Annotated in this window: 11 protein-coding genes; 3 read left to right on the forward strand and 8 right to left on the reverse strand. The window is 72.6% G+C overall.

Features of this window, described 5'->3' with window-relative positions:
- Positions 1–204: 204 nt before the first annotated feature.
- Positions 205–1,521: an MFS transporter gene (locus J7E88_RS04955; protein WP_215178170.1), complete on the reverse strand. Its 1,317-nt coding sequence runs from the start codon at positions 1,519–1,521 to the stop codon at positions 205–207.
- Between the two features lie 62 nt (positions 1,522–1,583).
- Here J7E88_RS04955 and J7E88_RS04960 point away from each other — a divergent pair, with 62 nt between their 5' ends.
- Positions 1,584–2,582: a GlxA family transcriptional regulator gene (locus J7E88_RS04960; RefSeq protein ID WP_215177696.1), complete on the forward strand. Its 999-nt coding sequence runs from the start codon at positions 1,584–1,586 to the stop codon at positions 2,580–2,582.
- 32 nt (positions 2,583–2,614) lie between these two features.
- Here J7E88_RS04960 and J7E88_RS04965 read toward each other — a convergent pair whose 3' ends face one another.
- Genes J7E88_RS04965 through J7E88_RS04975 form a run of 3 tightly spaced genes read right to left on the reverse strand, consistent with a single transcriptional unit; the run spans position 2,615 to position 5,789 of the window.
- Positions 2,615–3,664 carry a Zn-dependent alcohol dehydrogenase gene (locus J7E88_RS04965; protein WP_215177698.1) on the reverse strand — a complete coding sequence of 350 codons (1,050 nt, stop codon included), beginning with the start codon at positions 3,662–3,664 and terminating at the stop codon, positions 2,615–2,617.
- Entirely contained in the window at positions 3,661–4,857 is a 1,197-nt protein-coding gene (locus J7E88_RS04970) for an acyl-CoA dehydrogenase family protein (RefSeq protein ID WP_215177700.1), read from the reverse strand. The genes J7E88_RS04965 and J7E88_RS04970 overlap by 4 nt, the downstream gene beginning before the upstream one ends.
- A 17-nt stretch (positions 4,858–4,874) precedes the next feature.
- Positions 4,875–5,789 carry an SDR family oxidoreductase gene (locus J7E88_RS04975; protein WP_215177702.1) on the reverse strand — a complete coding sequence of 305 codons (915 nt, stop codon included), beginning with the start codon at positions 5,787–5,789 and terminating at the stop codon, positions 4,875–4,877.
- 82 nt (positions 5,790–5,871) lie between these two features.
- On the opposite strand from J7E88_RS04975, the gene J7E88_RS04980 reads away from it, so the two are divergent.
- On the forward strand, positions 5,872–6,798 hold the full coding sequence (locus J7E88_RS04980) for a cyclase family protein (protein ID WP_215177704.1): 927 nt from the start codon (positions 5,872–5,874) through the stop codon (positions 6,796–6,798).
- A gap of 28 nt (positions 6,799–6,826) precedes the next feature.
- On the opposite strand, the gene J7E88_RS04985 is transcribed toward J7E88_RS04980, so the two are convergent.
- From J7E88_RS04985 to J7E88_RS05000, 4 genes are all read right to left on the reverse strand, one after another.
- Complete coding sequence (locus J7E88_RS04985) at positions 6,827–7,333, reverse strand: ATP-binding protein (RefSeq protein ID WP_308307299.1); 507 nt, start codon at positions 7,331–7,333, stop codon at positions 6,827–6,829.
- A 377-nt stretch (positions 7,334–7,710) separates the two neighbouring features.
- The gene (locus J7E88_RS04990; RefSeq protein WP_215177706.1) at positions 7,711–8,586 is read right to left on the reverse strand and encodes an acyl-CoA dehydrogenase family protein; all 876 of its coding nucleotides are present in this window, start codon (positions 8,584–8,586) and stop codon (positions 7,711–7,713) included.
- Entirely contained in the window at positions 8,586–9,719 is a 1,134-nt protein-coding gene (locus J7E88_RS04995) for an acyl-CoA dehydrogenase family protein (RefSeq protein ID WP_215177708.1), read from the reverse strand. Before J7E88_RS04995 ends, J7E88_RS04990 begins: the two co-directional genes overlap by 1 nt.
- Positions 9,719–10,912 (reverse strand): amidohydrolase family protein, encoded by a 1,194-nt coding sequence (locus J7E88_RS05000; protein ID WP_215177710.1) that lies wholly within the window; start codon positions 10,910–10,912, stop codon positions 9,719–9,721. Before J7E88_RS05000 ends, J7E88_RS04995 begins: the two co-directional genes overlap by 1 nt.
- Before the next feature lie 141 nt (positions 10,913–11,053).
- On the opposite strand from J7E88_RS05000, the gene J7E88_RS05005 reads away from it, so the two are divergent.
- Positions 11,054–12,544, forward strand: a complete 1,491-nt coding sequence (locus J7E88_RS05005) for a class I adenylate-forming enzyme family protein (protein ID WP_215177712.1) — start codon at positions 11,054–11,056, stop codon at positions 12,542–12,544.
- Positions 12,545–12,790 lie beyond the last annotated feature (246 nt).

Below are 12,790 nucleotides of genomic sequence, written 5' to 3' on the forward strand. Positions count from 1 at the left end.
GGCCACGACAGCGGTGGCATTGGGCCGCAGGAGCGAGCCGCCCGCTTCGCGGACACGTGGCACCGGGCCGCTCGCCTCGGGGCCGTATGGCACCCCGGCACGGGCCCTGACCCGCCGTTGCGCGATCACCGCGAGCGCGATCATGCCCGCGGCAACGAGACATGCGGTATCGCCGCGGGCACCGGGCCCGCGGCAACAGGATTCCTACCCCACCGCCGGCGCGACCTTCGGCAGCGGCTTCCGGCGGATGACGAGGGCCATCAGCGCCGCCGCCGCGCACAGCGCCCCCGAGGCGTACCAGACCACGTTGTACGAGCCGAACACGTCGCGTGCCACACCCCCGGCGAACGCCACCACCGCGGCGCCCACCTGGTGGGAGGCGAGGACCCAGCCGAAGACGATCGCACTGTCCTCGCCGTAGTGCTCGCGGCACAGCGCGATCGTCGGCGGGACCGTGGCCACCCAGTCCAGGCCGTAGAAGACGATGAAGAAGATCATCGGCGGGTGGACGGAAGGCGCCAGCAGCATCGGCAGGAACAGCAGCGAGACCCCGCGCAGCGTGTAGTAGACGGCGAGCAGCCGGCGCGCCTCGAAGCGGTCAGTGAACCAGCCGGACGCGATCGTGCCGACGACGTCGAAGACGCCGATGACGGCGAGGAGCGACGCGGCCGCCGTGATCGGCATGCCGTGGTCGTGCGCCGCGGGTACGAAGTGGGTCTTGACCAGGCCGTTCGTCGAGGCCCCGCAGATCGCGAAGGTTCCGGCGAGCAGCCAGAACGGGCCGGTCCTGGCCGCCTTGAACAGGACGGTGAGCGCGCGGCGGGCCGCGCCCGGCACCGGGTCGGGCTTGGGCGTGAAGCCCTCCGCGCCGTACGCAGCGAGACCCACGTCCGCCGGGTGGTCGCGCAGCAGCAGCCATACGAAGGGGACGACGGCGAGCGCCGCGAGAGCGACGGTGACCGCGGCGGGGCGCCAGCCGTGGTGCTCCACCAGCCAGGACAGCAGGGGCAGGAAGACCAGCTGTCCGGACGCGCCGGCCGCCGTGAGGATGCCGGTGACCAGCCCCCGGCGCCGGACGAACCAGCGGTTGGTGACCGTCGCGGCGAAGGCGAGCGCCATCGAGCCGGAGCCGAGGCCGACGAGGACGCCCCAGTACAGGACCAGTTGCCACGGCTGGGTCATCCACACCGTGAGGACGGAGCCGACCGCGATCACGGAGAGGGCGACCGCGACGACCCGGCGGATGCCGAACCGGTCCATCAGCGCCGCGGCGAACGGCGCGGTGAGCCCGTACAGCGCGAGGTTCACCGAGACGGCGAACCCGATCGTGCCGCGCGACCAGTCGAACCCCTTGTGCAACGGCTCGATCAGCAGGCCCGGCAGGGAGGCGAAGGCGGCGGCGCCGATGATCGTCACAAAGGTGACGGCGGCGACGAACCACGCACGGTGGATACGGGGAGGACGGCGAAGGGGCTGCCGGGAACCGGTGTGCGGCGCGGTTGTCTGGGTCACGTCACCCAGCCTGGACGTTCGTTCCCACCGCAACGAGTGGCCCGAGGGACAGCATTCGCTAGGATCGGGCCATGACCATGACGCGTGAGCCGACAAGGCATCGGGTGGTGGTCCTGGCGCTCACCGGGCTGCTTCCCTTCGAGCTGGGCATCCCGCACCGCATCTTCGGCCGCGCCAAGGACGCCGAGGGCCGCCACCTGTACGAGATCGTCACCTGTGCCCTCGCGCCGGGCCCGGTCAGGACGGACGCCGACTTCGCCGTCGACGTCGAGCACGGCCCCGAGGCGCTGGCCACCGCCGACACGGTCGTCGTCCCGGCGTCGTACGAGCTCGGCCCCGTCTACGAGGAGGGCCGCCTCACCGAGGACCTGGCCGCTGCCCTGGCCCACATCCGGCCCGGCACCCGCATGGTCTCCATCTGCACCGGCGGCTACGTCCTGGCCGCCGCCGGCTACCTCGACGGCCGGACCGCCACCACGCACTGGTCGTCGGCCGAGCACTTCCAGCGTCTGTTCCCGTCCGTACGGGTCGACGCGGACGTCCTGTTCATCGACGACGGGGACGTGCTCACATCGGCGGGTGTCGCGGCCGGTATCGACCTGTGCCTGCACATCGTGCGCCGCGACCACGGCACGGCCGTCGCCAACGAGGTCGCGCGCCGCACGGTGGTCCCGCCGCACCGGGACGGCGGCCAGGCCCAGTACATCCACCGCCCCATCCCCGAACCGCAGCTGGCGACCACGACCTCGGCCCGGGCCTGGGCGCTCGGCCGCCTGCACGAGCCGATCCAGCTGCGCGACATGGCGGAGCAGGAATCAATGTCCGTACGGACCTTCACCCGGCGCTTCCGGGAGGAGGTCGGCGTCAGCCCCGGCCAGTGGCTCACCCAGCAGCGCGTGGAACGGGCCCGGCACCTGCTGGAGTCCACCGAGCTGACGGTCGACCAGGTGGCGAAGGACGCGGGTTTCGGCACGGCCCAGTCGATGCGCCAGCATCTGCAGTCGGCGCTGGGGGTGCCCCCGACGGTCTACCGCCGCACGTTCCGCGCGAGGACGGGGGACGGCGGCTGACCGGCGACGCGCCGCCGGAGGTACGCCCCGGCTCAGAAGGTGAGCACCCCCCGGGCCACCCGCCCGTGGTGCGCGTCGTCCGCCGCCTTCGCGAAGTCCTCGATCGGGTAGGTCTCGGTGACGAGTTCGTCGAGGAGCAGCTCGCCCCGGCGGTACAGCTCGGCGTAGAGCGCGATGTCGTGCTGCGGCCGGGACGATCCGTACCGGCAGCCGAGGACGGACTTGTCCAGGAACAGCGACGCGGGCAGGAACGTGGCCTCCGCCGCGGGTGAGGTCATGCCCAGCAGGACCGCCTGACCGCGCCGGTCGAGGAGCTCGATCGCCTGCCGGATCAGCGCCGGGCGCCCGACGCACTCGAAGACGTGGTCGGCCCCGGTCGGCAGGATGTCCCGTACGGGTGCCGCCGAGGTGAGGAAGTCCGTCGCGCCGAACCGCCGTGCCATGGCCTCCTTCGCCGGGTTCGCGTCGACGGCGACGATCGCGGACGCGCCCGCGATCCGGGCGCCCTGGACGACGTTGAGCCCGACGCCGCCGGTGCCGATCACGACGACGGTGTCCCCGCACCCGGTCCGCGCCCGGTTCACCACGGCGCCGACGCCCGTGAGCACCGCACAGCCGATGAGCGCGGCGGAGGTGAGGGGGATGTCGGCGGGAATCCGCACGGCCTGGACGGCCTTGACGATCGTGCGCTCGGCGAAGGCGGAGTTGGCGGCGAACTGGAACACGGGTGAGCCGCCACGCGAGAAGGGCCGCCCAGGGCGGCCTATCGCGCGGCGGCACATGGTCGGGCGTCCCCGGTCGCAGTCGGCGCACGCCCCGCAGTTCGCCAGGGTGGACAGGCAGACGTGGTCGCCGGGCGCGACGTGTCCGACGCCGGGGCCGACCGCCTCGACGACGCCCGCGCCTTCGTGGCCGAGGACGACCGGGGGCGGGAAGGGGATCGTTCCGTCGATCACCGACAGATCGCTGTGGCACAGCCCGGCGGCGGCGATCGCGACCAGCACCTCGCCGGGGCCGGGAGCGCGGATCTCCAGGTCGTCGACGACCTGGGCCCGGGCTCCGTCGAACACGACGCCTCTCATGGCCTCGGCTCCTTGGGCAGGCCGAGCACGCGCTCGGCGATGACGGTGCGCTGGATCTCGTCCGAGCCGCCGTAGACGGTGTCGGCGCGGGTGAAGAGGAACAGCCGCTGGGTGTCGTCGATGCCGTATGCCTCCGGGGTCCACGGCCCCGGCCCGGCGGTGGCGGCCGCCCCGCGCACGGCGAGGGCGAGTTCACCGAGTCGCTGGTGCCAGCGGGCCCACAGGAGCTTGGCTACGCTCGCGTCACCGGCGGCGTCACAGGCGGCGTTGTGCGACGCCCCGCCGAGGGTGCGCAGGGCGTTCCAGCGCAGGGTGTGCAGCTCGGCCCACTGCCGTACGAGACGGTGCCTGAGGACCGGGTCGCGGTCGACGGCCCCGCTGTCCACGGCGTCGCGCACGACGTCCCGCAACTCCTGGGCGAAGCCGATCTGCTGGGCGAGGGTGGACGCGCCGCGCTCCAGGGCGAGCAGGCCCATGGCGACGCGCCAGCCGGCGCCTTCCCCGCCGACGGTCTCCCGGGCGTGGGCACCGTCGAAGAAGACCTCGTTGAACTCCGCGGTCCCGGTCAGCTGCCGGATGGGCCTGACCTCGATGCGCCCGGGCTGGTCCATGGGGACGAGCAGGAAGGACAGTCCGTGGTGGCGGCGCGAGCCGGGGTCGGTGCGGGCGAGGACGAAGCAGTGGTCGGCGTCGCGGGCGTGCGAGGTCCAGATCTTCTGCCCGGTGACGCGGTAGGAGCCGTCGCTCTCGCGTACGGCGGCGGTCCTGACCCCGGCGAGGTCAGAGCCGGCGCCGGGCTCGCTGTAGCCCTGGCACCACACCTCCTCGCCGCGGGCGATCCCCGGCAGGTAGCGGTCCTGCTGGGTCCGGCTGCCGTGGGCGAGGAGGGTGGGGGCGAGCAGGTGCTCGCCGATGTGGCCCAGCCGGGCCGGTGCATGGGCGCGGGCGTACTCCTCCGCCCAGACGACCTGCTGGTCGAGTGTGGCGGCGGTACGGCTCCCGTACTCGGTGGTCCTCCACCCGATCCCGATCCACCCGCCGCGTCCGAGTTCGCGCTCCCACGACCGGGGCGTGTGCCCGCCGGGCGGATGGGCCCGCAGCCAGGCCCGGGCCTCGTCCCGGAAAGCGGCGTCACGCTCCCCGAAGCACTCACCGAAGGACTCCCCGAAGGACTCGGCCGAGACGTCGTCCATGCCGGCTCCTTTGCGTCTCACGCGTTCGGGCGGGCGCCGCGCGCCGCCGCTGCGGACATGTCCTGGAGACGCGACAGCATCGGCATCGGGTCCGTGCCCACCGTTCCCGGGAGGGCCGCCGCGATACGGGAGGGGGTCCAGGCGCCGCCCTCGGCGTAGGCCGCGCGGAGTTCCCGCGGCTGGGCCCAGACCGCGATCTTGGGACCGGCCACCGTGTACACCTGGCCCGTGATGCCCTCCTCGCGCGCCGCGTCCGAGAGCAGGTAGACCACCAGGGCGGCCACGTCCTCCGGCTCGCCGATCTCGGAGAGTTCCATGGGGACGTTCGCCGACATGCGGGTGCGGGCGACGGGGGCGACCGCGTTCGCCGTGACGCCGTACTTGTGGAGGCCGAGCGCCGCGCTGCGGACCAGGGAGATGACACCGCCCTTGGCCGCCGCGTAATTGGCCTGCGACACCGACCCCTGGTGGTTGCCGCTGGTGAAACCGATCAGAGCGCCCGTGCCCTGCCCACGCATCACGGCGGACGCCGCCCGGAAGACGGTGAAGGTGCCCTTGAGATGGGTGGCGACGACCGGATCCCACTCCTCCTCGGTCATGTTGAACAGCATCCGCTCGCGCAGGATCCCGGCCACGCACACGGCCCCGTCGAGCCGCCCGTACCGGTCGAGCGCGACGTCGACGACGCGCCGGCCGCCCGCCATCGTGGAGATGTCGTCGGCGACGGCGACCGCGTCGCCGCCCGCCGCCGCGATCTCCTTGGCGACGCCCGCCGCGATCTCGCTCGTCGGCTCGCCGCCCGCGACGGAGACTCCGTAGTCGTTGACGACCACGCTCGCGCCCTCGGCCGCGGCGGCGAGCGCGACGGCCCGGCCTATGCCACGTCCCGCGCCGGTGACCGCGACCACCTTGCCTGCCAAGAAGTTCCCCACGCCGGCCCCTTCCCGCGGTTTCTGACGGACCGTTAGATTTTAGGGCCCGCCGGACCGCCGAGCACAAGCCCCAGGAGGCACCATGTCCCTGCCGGCCGAGTTCCAGGCCATCGCCGCACGCGTCAACAACTGGGGGCGCTGGGGCGCGGACGACGAGATCGGGACCCTGAACCTCGTCACGCACGAGGCCGTGCGGGACGCCGCCGCCACGGTCACACGCGGCCTGCGCATCCCTCTCGCACTCCCGCTCCACCAGGACGGCGTCCAGACCGGCGTCATCCCGGGCCGCGTCAACCCCCTGCACACCATGGTGCAGATCAACCAGGAGCTCTTCGGCCCCGGCACCGTCGCCACCAGCGACGACATCGTGACGATGGGGCTCCAGGCCGCGACGCACTGGGACGCGCTCAGCCACGCCTCGCACTCGGGCCTGCTCTACAACGGCCGCCCCGCCGACTCGATCACCCCGCACGGCCGCGCCCGCTTCAGCGGCATCGACACGCTCCCGCCCGTCGTCTCGCGCGGCGTCCTGCTGGACGTGGCCCGCGCGAAGGGCGTGGACCGGCTGCCCGGGGACCACACCGTCACCCCCGAGGACCTGGACGAGGCGGCCGAGTTCGGCGCGGTCACCGTCCGGGCCGGTGACATCGTCCTCGTACGGACGGGGCAGATGCGGCTCCTCCTGGGCGGGGACCGGCACGGCTACGGCTATCCCTCACCCGGCCTGTCCGTCCGCACGCCCGAGTGGTTCCACGCACGCGACGTCGCGGCCGTCGCGAACGACACCCTCACCTTCGAGATCTTCCCGCCGGAGACCGAGAACCTCTGGCTGCCCGTGCACGCGCTGGACCTCGTGGAGATGGGCATGCTCCAGGGCCAGAACTGGAACCTGGAGGAGCTGTCCACGGCCTGCGGCGAGGAGGGGCGGTACGCCTTCCTGCTGTGCGCCATGCCGGAGCCGTTCGTCGGCGGCACTGGCACGCCCGTCGCTCCGGTGGCGGTCCTGTAGGCGCCGGGCGTCCTTGAGGCGCCGGGCGTCAGGCCCCGCGCGCCGTCGCGCGCAGGGTGCCGCACGCATCGATCACGTACGCCCCCGCCTCGCACACCGGCGGGCCCGCGTGCGGAGCCGACGTTACGGGACCGGAGCAGCGGTCCACCTCGCACCAGATGGACTTGCCCGCCCCTTCCGGCGTCCAGCCCCAGCGGTCCGCGAGCCCGTCGACCAGTTCGAGCCCGCGGCCGCCTGTGTCGTCGCCCTCCGCGCGCCGGGGGCGGGGCGGGCAGGCGCTGGCATCCGCGACCTCGACCCGCACGGTCCCGGACTCCGCCGGACCCGCGCCGAAGAGCATCCGCAGCACCGCCGGACACCCGGTGTGCACCACGGCATTGGTGACGAGCTCCGAGATCAGCAGGATCAGCGTCTCGGCCAACGGCTCGTCGTCACCGAGCCCTGATCCCGTCAGGCGCGAGCGCGCCCATCTGCGCGCCCGCCCCACCTCCGCGGGGTCGGGTCCGACCTCCAACTGCACCTGAAGCACCTGCACCGCTCACACCATCCGAACCGGCGGACACATCGCCTTGCGCCTCACAGTCATCACGGAACGTGATTTCCTTGCAGGACAGCATGGTTGACGTACAGTCACCGCAACAAGCGCTTCGGGCATATTCCAGCGTGACGGAGTACCCATGGTGCATACTGTGCGACGCACCTCGCGGGGAGTCGAACACAGGCTCGCAGAGCGGGCCCGCACCGGCCGATCAGCGCGCATCGACAGGCCCGGCCCAGCCGTACCGGCCGCGCCGTGACGCCTCGTCCTCGCAGCGACTTGCATCTCACGGAGCGTACCGGAGCGACATGGCGACTCCGGGCCGTGACGAGTCGGCCCAAGGACACAACCCGGTATCAACGCTCGGTGACGCTTCATCGTGCTGAGGCCAACGCCTGGGCCTGGAGCTCCTCCGCATCCGCCGCCGTCAGCCACATCGCGGCCCGCAACCAGGCTCGTTTGAGGTGGAGATGGACGTCCGCCTCCCAGGTGAACCCGGTTCCGCCGAACACCTGGAGGCAGTCCCGGGCCCCTCGCACGGCCGCCTCGTCGGCGAGGAGTTTGGCTCCGGCGATCTCGGCGGGGTCTGCGGTGACAGCTGCGGCGTAGACGGCCGCGCGCGCCGGTTCGGTGCGCACGAGCATGTCGGCGCACAGGTGCGCCACGGCCTGGAAGGAGCCGATGGGCCGCCCGAACTGGAGGCGCTCGCGGGCGTACCGCACGGCCATGTCCGTCGTCCGGGCCGCCGTGCCGAGTTGTTCGGCCGCGGTGAGCAGCACGGCGACGGGGTCGGGCGTTCCGGCGCTCCCGCCGGTGTCCCGGTGCAGCGGGGTCAGCGGGTCGAGGGACCGTACGGGCACGGGGTCGGTGAGCCCGCCGAGTACGGCGTCGGCGGCGTCCATCCAGGGCACGAGCGCGCCGTCGGACGCGGTGACGACGCTCTCGCCGGTGGCGGCGCCGGGGACCGTGCCCGCCGCGAGATGGGTGGCGACCAGCGGCCCCGGCAGCAGCACACGTCCGGCCTCCTCGAAGACGAGGACAGCCTCGGGCAGGCCGAGTCCGGCCCCTCCCTCGTCCTCCGGCAGCCGGAGTGAGAAGAACCCGGCCGCGCCCAGCTCCCGCCACAGCGCCCGGTCGAGCCGGGGCTCGGCCACGGCGGCGCGCAGCGCCTCGCGTCCGAACCGGGCCGTGAGCAGGGCGCGCACGCCCGCCCGCAGGGCGCGCTGGTCGTCGGTGAGCCGGAAGTCCATCAACGCCCCTTCGGCAGGCCGAGTATCCGCTCGGCGACGATGTTCCGCTGGATCTGGGAGGTGCCGGCGGCGATCGTGTACGCGAGCGAGGAGAGCCGGTCCGGCGTCCAGTCGCTGCCGAGGTCGAGCGCATCGGGGCCGAGGACGTCGGCGGCGGTGTCGTACAGCTCCTGACGGGCGTGCGAGTAGCGGAGTTTGAAGACCGAGCCGCCGGTTCCGGGGACGCCGCCGGTGGCGGACGCCTCGCTCACGTTCCACTGGACGAGCCGCCACAGCGCGGCGAACTCGGCGTGCAGCCTGCCGAGCCTGCGCCGCAGCACGGCGTCGTTCCAGCGGCCGGTGTCCCGGGCGGCGCGGGCCAGTTCGGCCAGGGTGCGGCGGCAGGCGACGACCTCCCCGGCGAAGGCGGTGCCGCGCTCGAAGGAGAGCGTGACCATGGTGACGCGCCAGCCGTCGTTCTCCTCGCCCACCCGGTTGGCGGCCGGCACCCGTACCTCGTCGAGGAAGACCTCGGCGAACTCGGCCGATCCCGCCAGGGTGCGCAGCGGCCGCACGGTGACGCCGGGGGCGTCCATGGGCATCGCGAGCCAGGTGATCCCCCGGTGTCCCGGGGCGTCGGGGCGGGTGCGGACGAGGAGTTCGCACCAGTCGGCGACCTCCGCGTGCGAGGTCCAGACCTTGGAGCCGGTCACGACGTAGTGGTCGCCGTCGCGGACGGCGCGGGTGCGCAGGCCGGCGAGGTCGGAGCCGGCGTCGGGTTCGCTGAAGCCCTGGCACCAGATCTCGTCGCCGCGCAGGATGGGCGTCAGCCAGCGCTCCCGCTGCTCGGGGTTGCCCTCGGCGGCGATCGTGGGCCCGGCGTGCAGCAGTCCGACGAAGTTCGCGCCGACGTAGGGGGCGCCGGCGATCTCCGTCTCTTCGAGGAAGGCCAGGCGCAGGGCCGGTGGGGCGTCCATGTGCACGCCGCCGTATCCGGCGTCGTACAGCGCCCGCTGCCAGGCGGTGTCGTACGCGCGCCGGGCGGGCCAGTCGTCCGGCGGCGGCTTCGTCGGCAGCTTGGGGAGGGCCACGGCGAGCCAGGCGCGCAGCCGGGCCCGGAAGTCCTCCTCCTCGGGCGTGCAGGTCAGGTCCATCAGAGAAGGTCCAGCCCGAGCATGCGGATCGCGTTGCCGCGCATGAGCTTGTACACGGTCTCGTCGTCGAGGTCCTTCACATGGTCGAGCGCGACCTCCTTGGTGTGCGGAAAGGTCGAGTCGACGTGCGGGTAGTCGGTCTCGAAGGTGGCGTTGTCGCGGCCGACGACATCGAGTGAGGCGATGCCGTGCTTGTCGCGGAAGAAGCAGCAGAAGATCTGCCGGTAGTAGTAGGTGGAGGGCGGCTCGGGGATCAGGTCGCGTACGCCGCCCCAGGCCCGGTGCTCCTCCCACACGTCGTCGGCGCGTTCGAGGGCGTACGGGATCCAGCCCATCTGGCCCTCGCTGTAGGCGAGCTTCAGTGCCGGGAACTTCACCAGCACCCCGCTGAAGAGGAAGTCCGTCATCGAGGCCATGGCGTTGTTGAAGCTCAGGGCCGCCTGGACGGCGGGTGGGGCGTCCGGGGACGCGGCCGGCATCTGGGAGCTGGACCCGATGTGCATGTTGACGACCGTGCCGGTCTCCTGGCAGACCGCGAAGAAGGGATCCCAGTACCCGGAGTGGATGGACGGGAGACCGAGGTGGCTCGGGATCTCGGAGAAGGTCACGGCCTTCACGCCCCGGGCGGCGTTCCGCTCGATCTCCGCCACCGCGAGGCCGATGTCCCACAGCGGGACGATGCACAGCGGGACGAGCCGGCCGCCGCTGTCGCCGCACCACTCCTCGACCATCCAGTCGTTGTAGGCGCGCACGCAGGCGAGGGCGACCTCCTTGTCGTGGGCCTCGGCGAAGGTCTGCCCGCAGAAGCGGGGGAAGGTGGGAAAGCACAGGGACGCCTCGACATGGTTGAGGTCCATGTCCTTGAGCCGTTCCCTGGGGTCCCAGCAGCCGGGGCGCATCTCCTCGCGCGTGATCCCCTCCAGCGTCATGTCGTCGCGGTCGAAGCCGACGGCGGCGATGTTGCGCTTGTACGGGAACTTCAGGTCCTCGTAGATCCACCAGTCGGCCGGCGGCCCGTCCGGGTCCATCGTGATGCGGTACTTGCCGCCGACGTAGGCGAGCTCGCCGATGCCCGCGGTCAGCGGCTTGGGACCGCGGTCGCGGTACGTCGCCGGCAGCCAGGTCTCGAAGAGGTGCGCGGGCTCGATCACATGGTCGTCGACGCTCACGATCCGGGGCAGTTCCTGTTCCATCGAGGCCTCCGCTGCGGACGGGCTTCGCGTTTCTGACGGTTCATCAGCTATCAGGCTAGACCCGCACCCCTGGACCGACAAGGCGCGTGGCCCTACGCTCTCCGCGGGATCTGACTAGCCGTCAGCTACGGAGGTCCGGTGATGGACGAGACCGCATACGCACTCGGCGCGTCGCGCGCCCTGTGGGAGCTCGTCGACCGGCGCGCCACGCTCACCCCGGGCCGCCCCGTCCTCCTCCAGGAGGACCGCATCCTCACCTTCGGCGGGCTGAGGGACCGGGCCGAACGGGTCGCGGCCGGGCTGTACGCCATGGGCGTGCGGCCCGGCACGGTCGTCGCCTGGCAGCTGCCCACCCGCATCGAGACCGTCCTGCTCACTGTCGCCCTGGCCCGGCTCGGCGCCGTGCAGTCCCCCGTGATCCCCTTCTACCGGGACCGCGAGACCGGCTTCGCGCTGCGCGAGTCGAAGGCCGCGTTCTTCGGCGTGCCAGGCGAGTGGCGGGGCTTCGACCACACCGCGATGGCGCGGCGGCTCGGGGCGCGCGGCGTCTTCGAGGCGTACGCGTCACTTCCCGACGGCGACCCGGCCGTACTGCCCGCACCGCCCTCCTCCGGCACGGAGGTGCGCTGGATCTACTGGACCTCCGGCACCACGTCCGACCCCAAGGGCGTCCTGCACACGGACCGCTCCCTGATCGCGGGCGGCTCCTGCCTCGCCCACGCGCTGCACCTGACGGCCGACGACGTCGGCTCGATCGCCTTCCCCTTCGCGCACATCGGCGGCCCCGACTACCTGGTGATGCTGCTGCTGTACGGGTTCCCGGCGGTCCTCTTCGAGCAGTTCGCGCTGCCGGGCGCGCTGGCGGAGTACCGCAGGCACGGCGTCACGACGGCCGGCGGCTCCACGGCCTTCTACGCGATGTTCCTCGCCGAACAGCGCAAGCGGCCCGGCGAGAAGCTGATCCCGACACTGCGGCTGCTCGCCGGCGGCGGCGCGCCCAAACCGCCCGAACTCCACCACGCGGTCGTCCGCGAGATGGGCTGCACCCTCACCCACGGCTACGGCATGACCGAGGTCCCGATGATCACCATGGGCTCGCCCGACGACACCCCGGAGAACCTCGCCGGCACCGAGGGCCGGCCGCCCGCCGGCATGGAGATACGCATCGTCGACGGCGAGATCCGGCTGCGCGGCGAGGCCGTCTGCCAGGGCTACCTGGGCGCCTCGGAGAGCCCGTTCGACGCCGAGGGCTTCCTGCGGACGGGAGACCTCGGCCACGTCACCGACAGCGGCCACCTGGTCCTCACGGGCCGGCTCAAGGACGTGATCATCCGCAAGGGCGAGAACATCTCGGCCAAGGAGATCGAGAACCTGCTGCACACGCATCCGGCTGTCGGTGACGCAGCGGTGATCGGACTGCCGGACACCGAACGCGGCGAGCGCGTCTGCGCGGTGGTCGAACGGTCGCCCGGCACGGAGGACCCCACGCTGGAGGACGTGTGCGCGCACCTGCGCACGGCGGGCCTGGCGGTGCACAAACTGCCCGAACAACTGGAGGTGGTGGACGCGCTGCCGAGGAATGAGGCACTGCGGAAGGTGCTCAAGTACCGGCTGAGGGAGCGGTACGGCTGAGGGAGCGGTACGGGTGAGGGGGCGGTACGGGTGAGGGGGCGGTCCGGGTGCGGGAGCGCCGGTGCCGTGTTGGATGCGCAACGCCTCCTCCAGCCGGAGGACATCGTCGGCGTCCTCGGTCCGGCGGGACGGATTCAGCCGTCGCCTACGGGCAGGAAGGCGAGGGCCGTTGGAGTTTCTGCCCGGCGATCCCCATCATGGCATCGCGGTCGGGGAAGTCGCCGTAGAGGAGCCGCGGCGGCCCGG

The sequence above is a fragment of the Streptomyces sp. ISL-10 genome (genome assembly GCF_018614575.1).
Lineage (GTDB): Bacteria > Actinomycetota > Actinomycetes > Streptomycetales > Streptomycetaceae > Streptomyces.

Coding starts and splice junctions, on each gene's coding strand:
- J7E88_RS04970 (WP_215177700.1), bottom strand. CDS start 4,857: ATGGACGACGTCTCGGCCGAGTCCTTCGGGGAGTCCTTCGGTGAGTGC.
- J7E88_RS04990 (WP_215177706.1), bottom strand. CDS start 8,586: ATGGACTTCCGGCTCACCGACGACCAGCGCGCCCTGCGGGCGGGCGTG.
- J7E88_RS04960 (WP_215177696.1), top strand. CDS start 1,584: ATGACCATGACGCGTGAGCCGACAAGGCATCGGGTGGTGGTCCTGGCG.
- J7E88_RS05000 (WP_215177710.1), bottom strand. CDS start 10,912: ATGGAACAGGAACTGCCCCGGATCGTGAGCGTCGACGACCATGTGATC.
- J7E88_RS04965 (WP_215177698.1), bottom strand. CDS start 3,664: ATGAGAGGCGTCGTGTTCGACGGAGCCCGGGCCCAGGTCGTCGACGAC.
- J7E88_RS05005 (WP_215177712.1), top strand. CDS start 11,054: ATGGACGAGACCGCATACGCACTCGGCGCGTCGCGCGCCCTGTGGGAG.
- J7E88_RS04995 (WP_215177708.1), bottom strand. CDS start 9,719: ATGGACCTGACCTGCACGCCCGAGGAGGAGGACTTCCGGGCCCGGCTG.
- J7E88_RS04980 (WP_215177704.1), top strand. CDS start 5,872: ATGTCCCTGCCGGCCGAGTTCCAGGCCATCGCCGCACGCGTCAACAAC.